Consider the following 17,212-nt stretch of genomic DNA (forward strand, 5'->3'; position numbering starts at 1 on the left):
CATCATGGCTGAGCCGATCTATCGTCGCGTGGTGATCAAGCTGTCCGGCGAATATCTGGCCGGTTCCAACGGGTTCGGTATCGATCAACCGACGGTCGATCGCGTCGCCGACGACCTGATCGCAGCCCGTAAGCTAGGCATCGAGGTCGCCGTCGTGATCGGCGGCGGCAACATCGTCCGCGGCGTCGAGGTGTCCTCGCGCGGCGTCTCCCGGCCGACCGGCGACACCATGGGCATGCTTGCCACCATGATGAACTGCCTCGCGCTGGAGGCGGCGATCGAGCGCAAGGGAACCCCGGCGCGGACCCTATCGGCATTCGTGATGCCGGAGATCTCCGAGCTGTTCACCCGTAGTGCAACGCACAAATATCTCGCCGAGGGACGCATCGTCCTGCTCGGCGGTGGAACCGGCAACCCGTTCTTCACGACCGACACCACAGCCGTGCTCCGCGCGGCCGAAATCGGCGCGCAGGCGGTGCTGAAGGCCACCAATGTCGACGGCGTCTACAGCGCCGATCCGAAGAAGGACCCCAAAGCCAAGCGCTTCGACCGCCTGACCCATTCGCAGGCGATCGAGGGCGGCTACAAGGTCATGGACGCGACCGCTTTCGCGCTTGCCCGCGAGACGTCGCTGCCTATCATCGTGTTCTCGATCGCGGAGCCCGGTTCGATCGGTGCGATTCTGCGCGGTACCGGACACGGCACGGTCGTCGCCGGCTGATGCCGCGCCTCCGGGCGTCGACAGCCGGTTTCTAGGGAAGGGAGAACGTCATGGCCGCACCTGGTTTTGACATCAACGACGTGAAGCGCCGCATGCAGGGCGCCACACAATCGCTCAAGCACGAGCTCGGCGGTTTGCGCACCGGCCGTGCTGCGGCCTCCATGCTGGAGCCGGTCCAGGTCGAGGCTTACGGCTCGCATATGCCGCTCAACCAGGTTGCGACCATCAGCGTGCCCGAGCCGCGCCTGCTCTCGGTGCAGGTCTGGGACAAGACGATGGTGAAGGCGGTCGAAAAGGCGATCGTCGATTCCAATCTCGGCCTGTCGCCGGCGACCGAAGGTCAGGTGTTGCGCTTGCGGATTCCCGAACTCAACGAGGAGCGCCGCAAGGAGCTCGTCAAGGTCGCGCACAAATACGCCGAAGCGGCAAAGGTCGCGGTGCGCCACGTGCGCCGCGACGGTCTCGACGTGATCAAGAAGCTCGAGAAGAATCACGAGATCTCCGAGGACGATCAGGAGCGCCTGTCGAACGAGGTGCAGAAGGCGACCGACGGCATGATCGCCGAAATCGATCAGCTGCTCGCCGCCAAGGAAAAGGAAATCCTGACGGTCTGAAGGCCTACGGGAACCAGCCGATGTCGAATGCCGCCGCCCCAGCAACTGATGGACCGGATCGCTCCGGCAGTCCGTTGCATGTGGCTGTTATCATGGACGGCAACGGGCGCTGGGCCAAGTCGCGCGGCCTGCCGCGCGTCGAGGGCCACCGCCGCGGCGTCGAGGCGCTGCGCCGCGTGGTGCGTGCAGCCCATGAAATCGGCATCGTCTATCTCACGATCTTTTCCTTCAGCTCGGAGAACTGGTCGCGGCCGGCCAGCGAGATCGGCGATTTGTTCGGCCTGTTGCGCCGCTTCATCCGCAACGATCTGGCGACGCTGCACCGCGATGGGGTGCGGGTACGCGTGATCGGTGAGCGTGACGGCCTTGACGCCGACATCTGCGCGCTGCTCAACGAAGCCGAGGAGCTGACCAGGAATAATGACAAACTCAACCTCGTGGTCGCCTTCAACTACGGTTCGCGCGCGGAGATCGCTTCCGCAGCGCGGCGCCTTGCGCGCGAGGTCGCCGAAGGCAAGCGCGACGCCAGTTCCATCGATGCCGACACGCTCGGGCAATATCTCGATGCGCCCGACATCCCGGATCCTGATCTGATTATCCGCACCAGCGGCGAGCAGCGTCTGTCCAACTTCCTGATGTGGCAGGCGGCCTATAGCGAGCTCGTGTTCGTGCCGATTCACTGGCCGGATTTCGACAAGGCGGCGCTCGAAGGCGCGATTGCGGAATACGGCAGGCGCGAGCGCCGGTTCGGCGGACTCGCTGCGAAAACCGGATCGTGACCGAGGGCGAGGCCGCGCCGGCGGCAGCAAACGAACAGGCGCCGGCGGCTACAAGCGAGCAGGGGTCGCGCAATCTCGTGATGCGCGTGGTTGCCGCGCTGGTTTTGGCGCCGATCGCGATCGCACTAGCTTATCTGGGTGGCGTCGCGTGGTCGCTGCTGGTGACGTTGGTGGCGATCGGATTGTACGTGGAATGGCTCGTTGTCACCGGGCTTGGGAGGGACCTGCGCGTCACGGTGCCTGGTGCTCTCGCGCTGCTGCTTGCCGGACTTTGCCTGATGGCCGGCCGCATTGATGCGGCCCTGGACATACTCCTGGTCGGTGTGGTTGCCGTCGCACTGACGTCCGGCGCGCGGCGCAACTGGGCCATTGCGGGATTGCTCTATGCGGCAGGGGCCGAGATCGCATCGGTCCTGCTGCGCCTCGACGCGGCGAAGGGCTTTGCTGCGCTGATGTTCGTGTTGCTGATCGTGTGGGTCACCGATATCGGCGGCTACTTCGCCGGCCGCAGCATCGGCGGGCCGAAGCTCTGGGTCCGGGTCAGCCCGAAGAAGACGTGGGCGGGCGCGGTCGGCGGCTTCGTGGCGAGCCTGCTGATCGCTGCCGGCTTTGCCGCCTTCGAGATCGGCTCGACCGGTCCGCTCTTGATCCTCGGCGCCGTTTTGTCGGTGGTCTCGCAACTCGGCGATCTCTTCGAATCCGCGGTGAAGCGGCGGTTCGGCGTGAAGGATTCGAGCCACATCATTCCCGGTCACGGCGGCCTCCTGGACCGCCTGGACGGATTTGTCGCGGCCGTCATTGTGGCGGCGATTTTCGGGTTTCTCCGTGGTGGCGCCGATGGCGTCGGGCGCGGTCTTATGGTTTGGTGATGAGATGAGCGCAGTTCCGTTGCGTAACAACAAGGCCGCGGCGGTGTCCGCCGTGCGGACCGTAACCGTCCTCGGTGCCACCGGCTCGATCGGCGACAGCACCATGGATCTGCTGCGCGGCGCGCGCGACCGCTACCGGGTCGAGGCGCTGACCGCGAACAGCAATGTCGAGGGCCTCGCCAAGCTGGCCAAGGAATTCGGCGCGCGGTTCGCCGCCATTGCCGACCCGGCGAAGCTTTCGGAGCTGAAGGACGCGCTGGCCGGAACCCGGACCGAATGCGGGGCCGGGGAGAGCGCGATCATCGAGGCGGCCGCGCGGCCTGCCGATTGGGTGATGGCGGCGGTCAGCGGCGCGGCCGGGCTGAAGCCCGCGCTTGCCGCGGTCGATCGCGGCGCCACCGTCGCGCTCGCCAACAAGGAATGTTTGGTCTGCGCCGGCGATATCTTCATGGAGCGGGCCAAGAAGGCCGGCGCCTGCATTCTGCCGGCGGACTCCGAGCACAATGCGCTGTTCCAGGCGCTGGCTTCCGGCAATCGCGAGGAACTGACGCGGGTGATCATCACCGCGTCCGGCGGGCCGTTCCGCACTTGGGCGCCCGCCGACATCGAGCAGGCGACGCTGGAACAGGCGCTGAAACATCCCAACTGGAGCATGGGGCAGAAGATCACGATCGATTCCGCGTCGATGATGAACAAGGGCCTCGAGGTGATCGAGGCGTCCTATCTGTTCGCTTTGGCGCCCGACGAGATCGACGTGCTGGTGCACCCGCAGTCGATCATCCACGGCATGGTCGAGTTCTCCGACCGTTCGGTGGTGGCGCAACTCGGTACGCCCGACATGCGGATCCCGATCGCGCATTGCCTCGGCTGGCCCGACCGCGTCGTCGGCCCGTCCGCCAAGCTCGACCTCGCCAAGATCGGACAGCTCACCTTCGAGGCGCCGGACTTTGAGCGCTTCCCGGGACTGCGGCTGGCATATGAGGCGCTGCGGATGGGGCACGGCGCGACGACGGTCTACAACGCCGCGAACGAGATCGCGGTCGCCGCGTTTATCGCCGGCAAGATCAAGTTCGGCGCGATCGCCCGGCTGGTCGAGGCGACGATGAACGATTGGATCAAGTCAGGGAATCAGCCACCACTGCGCTCGGCGGATGATGCGATTTCCGTTGACCATATCGCGCGAAATAAAGCTGCCGCCCTATTGCCTCAAATTGCCTTAAAGGCAACCTAGAGGGTTGGGGGCGGAGCCTTTGGCTCTTGTCGAGGGAAATCGAATGCCCGAGTATTTTATTCATAGTATCAATGCGTTGAGTCATGGGCTTCTCGGTACCATCGTTCCCTTCCTCTTCGTCTTGACCATCGTCGTCTTCTTCCATGAGCTCGGCCACTTCCTGGTCGCGCGCTGGGCTGGCGTGAAGGTGTTGACGTTCTCGCTGGGCTTCGGGCCGGAGCTCGCCGGCTTCAACGACCGGCATGGCACGCGCTGGAAGATCTCGGCGATACCGCTCGGCGGTTACGTCAAATTCTTCGGCGACGACAGCGAGGCATCGACGCCGTCGACCGAGACGCTCGCCGCCATGACGGCGGAGGAGCGCGAAGGCAGCTTCCATCACAAATCGGTCGGAAAGCGCACTGCCATCGTCGCGGCCGGGCCGGTGGCGAACTTCATTCTCGGCGCCCTGATTTTTGCGGGCATGGCGCTCTACTACGGCAAGCCGAGCACGATTGCCCGGGTCGACGGCCTGGTGGCCGAAAGCGTCGCCGCGAACGCCGGCTTTAAGGTCGGTGATGTCGTCGTGGATATCGACGGCAGCGCGATCCAGAGCTTCGCCGACATGCAGCGGATTGTAGCCTCGAACGCGGGTTCAGAGCTTGGGTTCAAGGTGAAGCGCGATGGCGCGATCGTCGCGCTCAAGGCGACGCCGGCGCTCAGGGAGGTCAAGGACCCCTTCGGCAATGCCCACCGAATCGGCGTGCTGGGAATCGAGCATAAGGCTCAGGTCGGCGAGGCGACCAGCGCCTCGGTCGGCGTGCTGGAGGCCCTGAAGATCGGCGTCGAGCAGGTTTGGTACATCATTTCCAGCACGTTCAAGTTCCTCGGGTCGCTGTTCGTTGGAACCGGCAATCCAGCCGAGGTGAGCGGGGTCATTGGAATCGCGAAGCTGTCGGGGCAGGCCGCGAGCGCCGGGTTCCAGTTCGTGATCAATCTTTGCGCCATCCTGTCGGTCTCGATCGGCCTGCTGAACCTGTTTCCGATCCCGCTTTTGGATGGCGGACACCTGCTTTTCTACAGTGCGGAGGCGCTGCGGGGACGCCCGCTGTCGGAGCGGACGCAAGAGGTGGGTTTCCGAATCGGGCTGGGTCTGGTCCTGATGTTGATGGTGTTTGCGACGTATAACGACATCCTCAGGATCGCCGGGTCCTGAAACGGGCTTTTTTGTGGCGTTGCCAATGGGCAACGTCTTGGAACGAAAATGGAAATGTTCAGCTCTAGTAAGTTTGCCCCCTTGGCAAATTTGGTTACAAGCTGAGCGGCAGGTTGGGAATCTGTCGGGTCGTTGGGGAACGATCTGGCATCGTTAAGATAAGGGCGCGTTGCGCATGATGTTTGGAATGCGAGTGAGGGGGGGGCTGTTCGCCGCCTTGGTCATGTTCGCCGCGCCGGTGGTTGCCACCTTGGCGACCGTAGCTGTGTCTGTGTCTGCGTCGGCGCAGACCGTCGATTCGATCACGGTGGAGGGGAACCGCCGTGTCGAGCTTGAAACCATCCGCTCCTACTTCCATCCCGGGCCGGGCGGTCGGCTGGGCCAGGCCCAGATCGACGACGGTCTGAAGGCGCTGATCGAGACCGGCCTGTTCCAGGACGTCCATATCGACCAGCGGGGCGGGCGCCTCGTCGTGGTCGTGGTCGAGAACCCGGTGATCGGCCGCGTTGCCTTCGAGGGCAACAAGAAGATCAAGGACGAACAGCTCACCGCTGAAGTGCAGTCCAAGCCGCGCGGCACGTTCTCGCGTCCGATGGTCCAGTCGGACGCCCTGCGCATCGCCGAAATCTACCGCCGGTCCGGCCGCTATGACGTGCGGGTCAATCCGCAGATCATCGAGCAGCCGAACAACCGCGTCGACCTGATCTTCGAGGTCAATGAAGGCGTGAAGACTGGCGTCCGGTCGATCGAGTTCATCGGCAACAGCGCCTATTCGGCGTCCCGTCTGCGCGACGTCATCAAGACCCGCGAATCGAACATCCTGAGCTTCCTCGGCGGCAACGACGTCTACGACCCCGACCGGGTCGAGGCCGATCGCGACCTGCTGCGTCGCTTCTACCTCAAGAACGGCTATGCCGACGTCCAGGTCGTGGCCGCGCTGACCGAATACGATCCCGACAAGAAGGGCTTCCTGGTTACCTTCAAGATCGAGGAAGGCCAGCAGTACCGCGTCGCGTCCGTCAACTATACGTCGTCGATCGCAACGCTCGACCCGAACGCGCTGCGCACCTACTCGCGCGTCAATGTCGGCTCGCTCTACAATGCCGAGGCGCTGGAGAAATCGGTCGAGGAGATGCAGATCGAGGCATCGCGCCGCGGCTACGCCTTCGCGGTGGTCCGGCCGCGCGGCGATCGCAACTTCGACAATCACACGGTGTCGATCACCTTCGCGATCGACGAAGGTCCGCGCACCTATATCGAGCGCATCAACATCCGCGGCAACAGCCGTACCCGCGACTACGTGATCCGCCGCGAGTTCGATATCTCGGAAGGCGACGCCTACAACCGTGCGTTGGTCGACCGTGCCGAGCGCCGGCTGAAGAACCTCGACTTCTTCAAGACGGTGAAGATCACCACCGAGCCGGGCTCCTCCAGCGATCGCGTCATCCTGATTGTCGATCTCGAGGAGAAGTCGACCGGCGACTTCTCGGTGTCGGGCGGTTACTCGACCACCGACGGCGCGCTGGCCGAAGTCAGCGTCTCCGAGCGCAACCTGCTCGGCCGCGGCCTGTACGCGAAGGCGTCGGTGACCTACGGCCAGTATGCCCGCGGCTACTCGCTGTCGTTCGTCGAGCCCTATCTGCTCGACTACCGCGTCGCGCTCGGCCTCGACCTCTATCAGCGCCAGCAGCTGTCCAACAGCTACATCGCGTACGGCACCAAGACGCTGGGCTTCAGCCCGCGGCTCGGCTTCAGCCTGCGGGAAGATCTGTCGCTGCAGCTGCGCTACTCGATCTACCAGCAGGAAATCACCCTGCCGTCGACGCTGAACAACTGTAACAACGTGCCGCTCCTGCCGGATGGAACGCCCAATCCCGCGTTCAATCCGAGCCCGGCCTATGCGAACCTGAACGGGATCAGCCTGGTGTCGACCAATGGTCTCGGCTGCTTCTTTGACGGCGAAGCCTCCCTGCCGGTCCGCAAGGAGCTGGCGGGCGGCAAGACCCTCACATCGGCGCTGGGTTACACGCTCAACTACAACACCCTCGACAACAACAAGAACCCGACCGACGGTCTGATCGTCGACTTCAAGCAGGACTTCGCCGGTGTTGGCGGTGACGTCAGCTACATCAAGACCGCGATCGACGCGAAGTACTACACCCCGCTGGTCTCCGACATCGTCGGCGTGATCCACGCCCAGGGCGGCATCCTGAACAAGCTCGGGACCTCGGATCTGCGCATGCTCGATCACTTCCAGATGGGCCCGAACCTGGTCCGCGGCTTCGCGCCGAACGGTATCGGTCCGCGTGACATCAACCCGTACGGCACCATGGACGCCATCGGCGGCACCAAGTACTGGGGCGTGTCGGCGGAACTGCAGATGCCGTTCTGGTTCCTGCCGAAGGAAGTCGGGCTCAAGGGCGCGGTCTATGCCGACGCCGGCGGCCTGTACGATTACCAAGGCCCGACCTCGTGGGCGGCGACCGGCGAAGTCAACGTGCCTGGCTGTATCAGGCCGACGAACAATCCGCCGTCCCCGGGTACGTGCCTTGGCCTGAGCTACGACGACAGCAAGGTTGTCCGTACCTCGGTCGGTGTCGGCCTGATCTGGCAGTCACCGTTCGGTCCGCTGCGCTTCGACTACGCGGTGCCGCTGACCAAGGGTGCGTTTGACCGCACGCAAGAATTCCGGTTTGGCGGCGGTACGACGTTCTAAGACCGATTGCCAACCGGACTGCGACGGATGGAATGGCGCAGCCGATCTTCTTCAAGAGTCCTCCTTCGTCATCGCTGGCTGAAATAGCCGCGCTGACGAAGGCGCAACTGGTCGACCCCGAGAGGGGCGCGCTTCAGATCAGGGGGCTGGCCTCGCTCGACGAGGCCGGTCCGATGCATCTCGCCTTTTTCGACAATCTGAAATACGCCGACCAGCTTGCCGCGACCAAGGCCGGCGCGTGTCTGGTCAGCCCGCGCTTCGAGGCGCAGGTGCCGAAGGGCACCGCCGTGCTGCGGGCGGCGAAGCCGTTCCAGGCGTTCGTCGAGCTCGCCCGGCAATGGCACGCCGATGCCCTGCGGCCGCAATCCTGGTTCGACACCGAGGGCATCGCGCCGTCGGCAATTATCGATCCCACCGCGCGCCTCGAGGACGGCGTCATTGTCGATCCGCTGGTCGTGATCGGCCCGCGGGTCGAGATCGGCTCGGGCACCATCATCGGCGCCGGCGCGGTGATCGGGGCCGACGTCAAGATCGGCCGCGACTGCAATGTCGGCGCCAAGACCACCATTCAGTTCGCGCTGATCGGCAACAACGTCCTGATCCATCCCGGCTGCAATATCGGCCAGGACGGCTACGGCTTCATCTTCTTCGGGCCGGCCGGCCATGTGAAGGTGCCGCAAACCGGCCGCGTGGTGATCCAGAACAATGTCGAGGTCGGCGCCGCCTCGACCATCGACCGCGGTTCCCTGCGCGACACCGTGATCGGCGAGGGCACCAAAATCGACAACCAGGTCCAGATCGGCCACAATGTGACGATCGGCCGGCACTGCCTGCTGGCGGCCCAGATCGGGCTCGCCGGCAGCCTGACGATCGGCGACAATGTCGCGCTCGGCGCCAAGGTGGGCATCAACAACCACCTCAAGATCGGCGACGGCGCCCAGGTGACGGCGATGAGCGCGGTCAAGGACGACATCCCGGCCAACGGTCGCTGGGGCGGGCATTTCGCCAAGCCGACCAAGCAGTGGTTCAGGGAAATTATCGCAGTGGAGCGTCTGGTGCGCGACAACGAAGCCAAAGGTGAGGGGCAGGAGTGATGGAGGAGGCACCGGTCAAATTCGAGCTGGTGGATATCAACGATATCCTGAAGACGCTCCCGCATCGCTTTCCGATGTTGCTGATCGACCGGGTGATCAAGATCCGCACCGACTACAGCGGCATCGGCATCAAGAACGTCACCTTCAACGAGCCGCCGTTCCAGGGGCATTTCCCGGACCGCCCGGTCTACCCCGGCGTGATGATGATCGAGGCGATGGCCCAGACCGCCGGCGTCATCGGCATCAAGTCGGTCGAGGGCACCGAGAAGCCGCGCGCGGTGTATTTCCTCACCATCGACAAGTGCAAGTTCAGGAAGCCGGTGATGCCCGGCGACACCATCGAGTATCACATGCGCTCGCTCGGCCGGCGCAAGACGATGTGGTGGTTTCACGGCGATGCCAAGGTCAACGGCCAGGTCGTCGCCGAGGCCGATGTCGGTGCGATGCTCACGGATTAGGCCGCGCCGGGCTCACGACGTTGTGCAGCTGTAGCGGCCGTCCGCGCCCGCGATCCGCAGGACGCGATTGAGGAAGACGCCCATCGACGGCGCGTTCATCAGCGCGTCGTAGGTTTCGGCAGGGACGCCGCAATAGTGCTGGTAGCTGCCTCGGACCGCGACCAGCAGCGCGCGCTGATCCGCCCTGTAGCAGACCCGCTGGACGATCGTGCTGCGGTTGATGTCGCGGCATTCGAAGCTCGAGAGATCGACCGTCGTGCTGTGGCCGAGATCGACCGTCTCCGGGCCGACTGGCGCAGAAAGCAGGCTGAGGATCAGCGCGGCGGCCCGGACCATGATTGGTTGCGACCTTCTCGTTTGCAACAGGCGGTCATGATACGTCACTGGACAGGGCGGGCAAAGTCGCGCTAACGACCGCCCCAATCGACAGCCTGGTGCCTCGATAGCACCTTGGCGCCATTAACGAATTCCGGACCGAAACTTCATGAGCATGATCGACCCGACTGCGCGGATTGCCGATGGCGCTGTGATCGGGGCCGGCACCGAGATCGGTCCGTACTGCATCATCGGCCCCAACGTCGTGCTCGGCGAGAACTGCAAGCTGATCGCGCATGTCACGATCAGCGGGCATACCAGGATCGGCGCCGGCTGCATCATCTCGCCGTTCGCGGCGCTCGGCGGGCCGCCGCAGGATCTCAGTTATCGCGGTGAGCCGACCCGCCTCGAAGTCGGCGAAGCCTGCACCATCCGCGAGGGCGTGACGATGAATGTCGGCACGGTCAAGGGCGGCGGGCTCACGCGCGTCGGCGATCGCGGCTTCTTCATGAACAACAGCCACGTCGGCCATGACTGCATGGTCGGCAATGGCGTGATCTTCGCGACGTCGGCGACGCTCGGCGGCCACTGCGAGATCGGCGACTTCGTCTATATCGGCGGCCTGTCGGCTGTGCACCAGTTCACCCGCGTCGGCTCGCAGGTGATGATCGGTGGCGTCTGCGGCGTACGCGGCGACATCATCCCGTTCGGCCTCGCCAACGGTCAGTACGCGGTGCTCGAAGGACTCAACATCATCGGCATGCGGCGCCGCCAGTTCACCAAGGCGCGGCTGGCGACGGTGCGCGCGTTCTATCAAAAGCTGTTCCACGGCCCCGGCATCTTCGCCGAGCGGCTGGCCTCGGTGCAGCCGCTGGCCGGCGAGGATCCCGCGATTGCGGAAATCCTGGCCTTCATCGAGGGCGGCAAGCTGCGCCCGCTCTGCCTTCCCGCCGATACCGATTGAGCAGGGGATGGCCGCCAGCATGACATCAGCGGCTCCCTCGCTTTCCTCGCCGGTCGGCGTCATCGCCGGCGGCGGCGCCATGCCGTTCGCGGTCGCCGAGTCCCTGGCTGCGCGCGGCATCACGCCGGTGCTGTTCGCGCTGCGCGGCGCCTGCGATCCGGCGCGCGCGCAGCGGTTTCGTCACCGCTGGATCTCGGTCGGCCAGCTCGGGCGGGCGACCCGGCTGTTCCGTGACGAAGGCTGCCGCGATCTGATCTTCATCGGCACCCTGGTGCGCCCCGCGCTGTCGGAGATCCGGCTCGACTGGGGTACGCTGCGCCTGCTCGGCCACGTCGTTCGCGCTTTTCGCGGCGGCGACGATCATTTGCTGTCGAGCGTTGGCCGCATCCTCGAGCAGCAGGGATTCCGCATGGTCGGGATCAAGGATGTCGCGCCCGATCTGTTGATGCCGGAGGGTGCCGTGACGCGCGCGGCGCCCGACAGCACGGCGCTCGCCGATATCGCGCGCGGACGCGGCGTGCTCGACGCGCTCGGCCCGTTCGACATCGGTCAGGCGGCCGTCGTGATCGACGGTCATGTGGTGGCGGTCGAGGATATCGAGGGCACCGACGGGCTGCTCGCGCGCGTCGCGCGGCTGCGCACCGAGGGCCGTATTCGTGCCAAGGCCGGCCGCGGCGTGCTGGTGAAGGCGCCGAAGAGCAGGCAGGATTTGCGCTTCGATCTGCCGACCATCGGCCCGCGGACGGTCGACGGCGCGGCAGCCGCCGGTATCGCCGGCATCGCCGTGATCGCCGGCAATACGCTGGCCGCCGAGCCGCAGGCTTTGGTCGAGGCCGCCGACGCCAGGGGGCTGTTTGTCATCGGACTGGCGGGCTGATGCAGCTGCGCAGCCCCGGCACCGCTCGCAAGATCTTCCTCATCGCGACCGAGGAATCCGGCGACCGCCTCGGCGCGGCGCTGATGCAGGTGTTGCGCCAGCGCCTCGGCGATGCCGTGCAGTTTTCCGGCGTCGGCGGCCAGGCGATGGCTGCTCAGGGCATCGCCCCGCTGTTTCCGATCGAGGAACTCTCGATCATCGGCTTTGCCGCCGTCGTGAAGCAACTGCCGAAAATCCTGCGATTGATCCGGCGCACAGCCGATGCCGTGCTCGCCGACGCGCCTGACATGCTCGTCATCATCGACAGCCCCGATTTCACCCACCGCGTCGCCCGTCGTGTCCGCGCCCGCAACCCGAACATTCCGATCGTCGATTACGTGTCGCCGTCGGTCTGGGCCTGGCGGCCGGGCAGGGCGCGCGCGATGCGACGCTATGTCGATCACGTGCTGGCGCTGTTGCCGTTCGAGCCGGAGGAATATCGCAAGCTGCAGGGACCGCCGTGCAGCTATGTCGGCCATCCCCTGACCGAGCAGCTTGCCTCGCTGCGGCCGAACGAGGACGAGCAGAAGCGGCGCGATGCGCAGCCTCAGGTCCTGCTGGTGTTGCCCGGAAGCCGGCGCAGCGAGATCAGGCATCATCTCGCGCTGTTCGGCGCGGCGCTCGGCCGGCTCAGCAAGCAAACCCCGTTCGAGCTCGTGCTCCCCACCCTGCCGCATCTCGAGGCGATGGTGCGCGAAGGCGTCGCGTCGTGGCCGGTAGTGCCGCGGCTCGCGATCGGCGAGACCGAGAAGCGCGCCGCGTTCCGCGTCGCCCGCGCTGCGCTCGCGAAGTCGGGCACGGTGACGCTGGAGCTCGCGCTGTCAGGCATTCCCATGGTGACGGCCTATCGCGTCGGCGCCGCCGAGGCGTTCATCCTGCGCCGCGCGATCCGGGTGTCCTCGGTGATCCTCGCCAATCTCGTGATCGGCAGCGATATCATTCCCGAGTTCCTGCAGGAGGACTGCACACCGGACAAGCTCGCGGCGGCGCTGGGCGACGTGCTTGCGGATTCGCCCGATCGTCTGCGGCAGCTCGTGGGGTTCGCGACGATGGACGGGAAGATGTCGACTGGCGACCAGCCGCCGAGCGTCCGCGCTGCCGACATCGTGCTGGCGGAGATGGACCGCCGTTCGGCCTAGCCAATCGATCGTGTCCTCGTTCAGTGGCGACATGCCGCTGCAACGATCCCGCTTGCGTTGAATATTTAGACCGTACTAATATTAGCAGAAGGTAATATTGACACGGAGCCAGCCATGAAGATCGACCCGGTCGCCTATGTCGGAGCCGTCATTCGCGAAGTCGCCTTCCGGGAACGCGACGGCAAGCCGGCGCGGGCGGTGATCGCGACCCGCAGCTACGACACCGAGATCGCCGATCTCTGGGATGTGCTGACCAACCCCGAACGCATTCCGCGCTGGTTCCTGCCGATCTCGGGCGACCTGAGGCTTGGCGGCCGCTATCAGTTCCAGGGCCACGCGGGCGGCGAGATCACGACGTGCGAGCCGCCGCGCCGGCTCGCCGTCACGTGGGAGTCCATGGGTACGGTCAGCTGGGTTACCGTGACACTGGTCGAGAATGGCCCGGACGCCACGCGCCTGGAATTGGAACACCTCTCAGTAATCGAGGGCGACTTCTGGGACCGCTACGGGGCCGGTGCTGTCGGCGTCGGCTGGGATCTCGCGCTGCTCGGGCTCGCGCTCTATCTGGCCATGCCGCCCGGCGAGGAATTCGACCGCGCCGCCGCGTCGGCGTGGCCGGCCACCGACGACGGCAAGGAATTCATCCGCCGCTCCAGCGAGGACTGGTGCCGGGCCTCGATCGCGGCGGGCACCGAGGAGGCAGCGGCGCGCAGATCAGCCGCAAATACCACGGCGGCCTATTGCGGCGAGCCGGAGCCGGTGAGCGGAGGCTAGAGCATGATCCGGAAAAGTGTGAAGCGGTTTTCCCTCGCGACAAACGCGAAGCGTTTGCGCGGAGATCATGCTCAAACAAAGAGCTAAAGCGGGATGACGATGCAATCTCATCGCGCTTTAGCGACCTTGCACGCCTTCGACATCCTCGGAGATCCCGTCCGCCGGCGCATCCTGGAATTATTGGCGACCGGCGAGCACAGTTCGGGTGACGTCGTTGCGGTCGTGCAGCGCGAGTTCGGCATCACCCAGTCGGCGGTCTCGCAGCAATTGCGGATCTTGCGCGACGCCGGTTTCGCGTCGGTGCGCGCCGAGGGCACCCGCCGCATCTACGCGGTCGAGCCGGCGCGGCTGCGCGAGGTCGATGACTGGCTCGACCGGTTCCGGGCGTTCTGGCTGCCGCGCCTTGACGCGATCGCGACCGAAGTCGCGCGGGGCAAACGAAAACGGCGCCATCAGGAATGATGGCGCCGTCCCGGATTCTCTTGAGCGATGCAGCTTACTTGCGCTTGTCGATCTGCACATAGTCGCGGCGCGCGACGCCGGTGTAGAGCTGGCGCGGACGGCCGATCTTCTGCTGCGGATCCTCGATCATCTCGCTCCACTGGCTGATCCAGCCGACGGTGCGGGCGACCGCGAACAGCACGGTGAACATCGAGACCGGGAAGCCCATCGCCTTCAGCGTGATGCCCGAATAGAAGTCGACGTTCGGATAGAGCTTGCGATCGATGAAGTAGGGATCGCTGAGCGCGATCTTCTCGAGCTCCATCGCGACCTTGAGCATCGGATCGTCGCCGTGGCCGGTCTCCTTCAGCACCGCGTGACACATCTTCTGCATGATCTTGGCGCGCGGATCGTAGTTCTTGTAGACGCGGTGGCCGAAGCCCATCAGGCGAACTTCGCTGTTCTTGTCCTTCACCTTGGCGATGAAGTCCGGAATGTTTTCGACCTTGCCGATGCCGTAGAGCATGTTGAGCGCGGCCTCGTTGGCGCCGCCATGCGCCGGGCCCCACAGGCAGGCGATGCCGGCCGCGATGCAGGCGAACGGGTTGGCGCCCGAGGAGCCGGCAATGCGCACCGTCGAGGTCGAGGCGTTCTGCTCGTGGTCGGCGTGCAGGATGAAGATCTTGTCGAGCGCGTCGGCGAGCACCGGGTTGATCTTGTAGTCCTCGCAGGGCACCGCGAAGCACATGTTGAGGAAGTTCTCGGCAAACGAGAGCGAGTTCTTCGGATACACGAAGGGCTGGCCGACCGTGTACTTGTAGGCCATCGCCGCCAGCGTCGGCACCTTCGCGATCATGCGCATCGAGGCGATCATGCGCTGCCGCGGATCGTTGATGTCGGTGGAGTCGTGATAGAACGCGGCCAGCGCGCCGACGGCGGCGACCATGATCGCCATCGGATGAGCGTCGCGGCGGAAGCCCTGGAAGAACCGCGCCATCTGCTCATGCACCATCGTGTGATGGATCACGCGATGGTCGAAGTCCTTCTTCTGCGCCGGGGTCGGAAGATCCCCGTACAGCAGCAGGTAGCAGGTCTCGAGGAAGTCGCCGTGCTCGGCGAGCTGCTCGATCGGATAGCCGCGGTATTCGAGCACGCCGGCGTCGCCGTCGATGTAGGTGATCTTCGACTGGCAGCTGCCGGTCGAGGTGAAGCCGGGGTCGTAGGTGAACACCCCGGCTTGGCCGTAGAGCTTGGCGATGTCGATGACATCAGGCCCAACCGTGCCGCTCAGGATCGGGAAATCGTAGTTCTTGTTGCCGATGGTGAGTGTGGCTGTCTTGCTGGATTTTGCGTCCATCGTGATATCCCCGATGAATTCGTTGCGAAAACCGACCTTGCCCAGTCGCTAAATTGCGGCCCATGGCGGGGCGGAACGGCTTGTGGAGAAAGCGTCCGGGATTGGGTAGCTCATTGCCATGTGCGCTGCAAGATGGACCCTGGAGGGGGTCCATGCAGGATCACGCCGCCTGATCGGCGAGGCGGGCAAGGCACTCCTGGCGTCCCAGCACGGCCAGCACGTCGAATATGCCCGGCGACGTTGTACGTCCGGTCAGCGCCACCCGCAGCGGCTGGGCGACGGCGCCGAGTTTCAGGTTGTTCTGCTCGGCGAAATTCCGCATCGCGGTCTCGGTGGCTTCCGCCGTCCAGTCGTTGACGGCTTCCAGCGCGGTGCGCAGGCGGCCGATCAACGCGCGCGTTTCCGGCGTCAGCAGCGCCGCCGCTTTCGGATCGAGCGCGAGCGGACGATCGGCGAAGATGAAGTAGGCGCCCGCGATCAGTTCGATCAGCGTCTTGGCGCGCTCCTTCAGGCTCGGCATCGCCCGCAGCAATTGCGCACGGGTCGCGTCGTTGAGCTTGGCCTTCAGCGCGGCGCCCTCGGGAACATAATCCAGCACGCTCTCGAACTGGGTCACGAGGGATTGATCGTCGCTCTGCCGGATATAGTGACCGTTGAGGTTCTCCAGCTTGGCGAAATCGAACCGCGCCGCAGAACGGCCGATGCCCGAGAGATCGAACGCGTCGATCATCTCCTGGGTCGAGAAGATCTCCTGGTCGCCATGGCTCCAGCCGAGCCGGACGAGGTAGTTGCGCAAGGCGGCCGGCAGGTAGCCGAGCGCGCGGTAGGCATCGACGCCGAGCGCGCCATGGCGCTTCGACAGTTTCGAGCCATCGGGACCGTGGATCAGCGGAATGTGGGACATGCTCGGCAGTTCCCACTCCAGCGCGTCGTAGATCTGCTTCTGACGCGCGGCGTTGATCAGGTGGTCGTCGCCACGGATGATGTGAGTGACGCCCATATCGTGGTCGTCGACCACGACTGCGAGCATGTAGGTCGGGGTGCCGTCGCCGCGGAGCAGGACGAGGTCGTCGAGATTCTCGTTCTGCCAGACCACGCGGCCCTGCACCTGGTCCTCGATCACGGTTTCGCCGGTCTGCGGCGCCTTGAGGCGGATGGTCGGCTTGATGCCAGCGGGTGCGGTGGCCGGATCGCGGTCACGCCACATGCCGTCATAGAGGCGGGTGCGGCCCTCGGCGCGCGCCTTCTCGCGCATCGCGGTGAGCTCTTCCGGCGAGGCATAGCAGTAATAGGCGCGCCCGGCGGCGAGCAGGCTTTCGGCGACCTCGCGATGGCGGGTGGCGCGGCTGAACTGGTAGATGACCTCGCCGTCCCAATCGAGCTCGAGCCACTTCAGGCCGTCCAGGATGGCGTCGATCGCCTCCTTGGTCGAGCGTTCACGGTCGGTGTCCTCGATCCGGAGCAGCATTTTGCCGCCGAGCTTCCTGGCATAGAGCCAGTTGAACAGCGCGGTGCGGGCACCTCCGATATGGAGGAAGCCGGTCGGTGAGGGGGCGAAGCGGGTAACGACGGAATTGGTCATGATCGAGCGAGACGTATGCGGGAACGGCCGTGGTGTATAACAGGAAC

At 65.1% G+C, this 17,212-nt stretch carries 17 protein-coding genes; 14 read left to right on the top strand and 3 right to left on the bottom strand.

What is annotated here, in order from left to right:
* Nucleotides 1-4 precede the first annotated feature (4 nt).
* From pyrH to fabZ, 9 genes are all read left to right on the top strand, one after another.
* Nucleotides 5-721, top strand: a complete 717-nt coding sequence (pyrH, locus tag QJT82_RS36045) for a UMP kinase (RefSeq protein ID WP_028339655.1) — start codon at nt 5-7, stop codon at nt 719-721.
* 50 nt (nt 722-771) lie between these two features.
* Entirely contained in the window at nt 772-1,335 is a 564-nt protein-coding gene (gene frr, locus QJT82_RS36050; protein ID WP_016844334.1) for a ribosome recycling factor, read from the top strand.
* A gap of 20 nt (nt 1,336-1,355) precedes the next feature.
* On the top strand, nt 1,356-2,114 hold the full coding sequence (locus QJT82_RS36055) for an isoprenyl transferase (RefSeq protein ID WP_028339656.1): 759 nt from the start codon (nt 1,356-1,358) through the stop codon (nt 2,112-2,114).
* Complete coding sequence (locus QJT82_RS36060) at nt 2,111-2,983, top strand: phosphatidate cytidylyltransferase (protein WP_028339657.1); 873 nt, start codon at nt 2,111-2,113, stop codon at nt 2,981-2,983. Before QJT82_RS36055 ends, QJT82_RS36060 begins: the two co-directional genes overlap by 4 nt.
* A gap of 4 nt (nt 2,984-2,987) precedes the next feature.
* Nucleotides 2,988-4,214 (top strand): 1-deoxy-D-xylulose-5-phosphate reductoisomerase, encoded by a 1,227-nt coding sequence (gene dxr, locus QJT82_RS36065; protein WP_028339658.1) that lies wholly within the window; start codon nt 2,988-2,990, stop codon nt 4,212-4,214.
* Between the two features lie 43 nt (nt 4,215-4,257).
* Nucleotides 4,258-5,409 carry an RIP metalloprotease RseP gene (gene rseP, locus QJT82_RS36070; protein WP_028339659.1) on the top strand — a complete coding sequence of 384 codons (1,152 nt, stop codon included), beginning with the start codon at nt 4,258-4,260 and terminating at the stop codon, nt 5,407-5,409.
* A 175-nt stretch (nt 5,410-5,584) separates the two neighbouring features.
* A complete protein-coding gene (gene bamA, locus QJT82_RS36075) occupies nt 5,585-8,125 on the top strand; it encodes an outer membrane protein assembly factor BamA (protein ID WP_028339660.1) in 2,541 nt (846 codons plus the stop codon).
* A 32-nt stretch (nt 8,126-8,157) separates the two neighbouring features.
* Nucleotides 8,158-9,219, top strand: a complete 1,062-nt coding sequence (gene lpxD / locus QJT82_RS36080; RefSeq protein ID WP_028339661.1) for a UDP-3-O-(3-hydroxymyristoyl)glucosamine N-acyltransferase — start codon at nt 8,158-8,160, stop codon at nt 9,217-9,219.
* Nucleotides 9,219-9,677: a 3-hydroxyacyl-ACP dehydratase FabZ gene (gene fabZ, locus QJT82_RS36085; RefSeq protein WP_016841580.1), complete on the top strand. Its 459-nt coding sequence runs from the start codon at nt 9,219-9,221 to the stop codon at nt 9,675-9,677. Before lpxD ends, fabZ begins: the two co-directional genes overlap by 1 nt.
* Nucleotides 9,678-9,689: 12 nt before the next feature.
* Here fabZ and QJT82_RS36090 read toward each other — a convergent pair whose 3' ends face one another.
* Nucleotides 9,690-10,013: a KTSC domain-containing protein gene (locus QJT82_RS36090; protein ID WP_028339662.1), complete on the bottom strand. Its 324-nt coding sequence runs from the start codon at nt 10,011-10,013 to the stop codon at nt 9,690-9,692.
* Nucleotides 10,014-10,161: 148 nt separating this feature from the next.
* Here QJT82_RS36090 and lpxA point away from each other — a divergent pair, with 148 nt between their 5' ends.
* The 5 genes from lpxA to QJT82_RS36115 all read left to right on the top strand — a co-directional run bounded on the left by lpxA (nt 10,162) and on the right by QJT82_RS36115 (nt 14,247).
* Complete coding sequence (lpxA, locus tag QJT82_RS36095) at nt 10,162-10,956, top strand: acyl-ACP--UDP-N-acetylglucosamine O-acyltransferase (protein ID WP_028339663.1); 795 nt, start codon at nt 10,162-10,164, stop codon at nt 10,954-10,956.
* 19 nt (nt 10,957-10,975) lie between these two features.
* A complete protein-coding gene (gene lpxI / locus QJT82_RS36100) occupies nt 10,976-11,833 on the top strand; it encodes a UDP-2,3-diacylglucosamine diphosphatase LpxI (RefSeq protein ID WP_035631173.1) in 858 nt (285 codons plus the stop codon).
* A complete protein-coding gene (lpxB, locus tag QJT82_RS36105) occupies nt 11,833-13,011 on the top strand; it encodes a lipid-A-disaccharide synthase (RefSeq protein ID WP_028339665.1) in 1,179 nt (392 codons plus the stop codon). The genes lpxI and lpxB overlap by 1 nt, the downstream gene beginning before the upstream one ends.
* A 114-nt stretch (nt 13,012-13,125) precedes the next feature.
* On the top strand, nt 13,126-13,785 hold the full coding sequence (locus QJT82_RS36110; RefSeq protein ID WP_028339666.1) for an SRPBCC family protein: 660 nt from the start codon (nt 13,126-13,128) through the stop codon (nt 13,783-13,785).
* Nucleotides 13,786-13,911: 126 nt separating this feature from the next.
* Entirely contained in the window at nt 13,912-14,247 is a 336-nt protein-coding gene (locus QJT82_RS36115) for a metalloregulator ArsR/SmtB family transcription factor (RefSeq protein ID WP_018271835.1), read from the top strand.
* 34 nt (nt 14,248-14,281) lie between these two features.
* On the opposite strand, the gene gltA is transcribed toward QJT82_RS36115, so the two are convergent.
* Both gltA and gltX read right to left on the bottom strand, forming a co-directional pair.
* Entirely contained in the window at nt 14,282-15,583 is a 1,302-nt protein-coding gene (gltA, locus tag QJT82_RS36120; RefSeq protein WP_028339667.1) for a citrate synthase, read from the bottom strand.
* Between the two features lie 160 nt (nt 15,584-15,743).
* Nucleotides 15,744-17,165: a glutamate--tRNA ligase gene (gene gltX / locus QJT82_RS36125; protein ID WP_028339668.1), complete on the bottom strand. Its 1,422-nt coding sequence runs from the start codon at nt 17,163-17,165 to the stop codon at nt 15,744-15,746.
* Nucleotides 17,166-17,212: the final 47 nt, after the last annotated feature.

Origin of the sequence: Bradyrhizobium sp. Mp19, from assembly GCF_029952935.1 — a bacterium.
In the GTDB taxonomy this organism is placed as follows: Bacteria; Pseudomonadota; Alphaproteobacteria; order Rhizobiales; family Xanthobacteraceae; genus Bradyrhizobium; species Bradyrhizobium elkanii.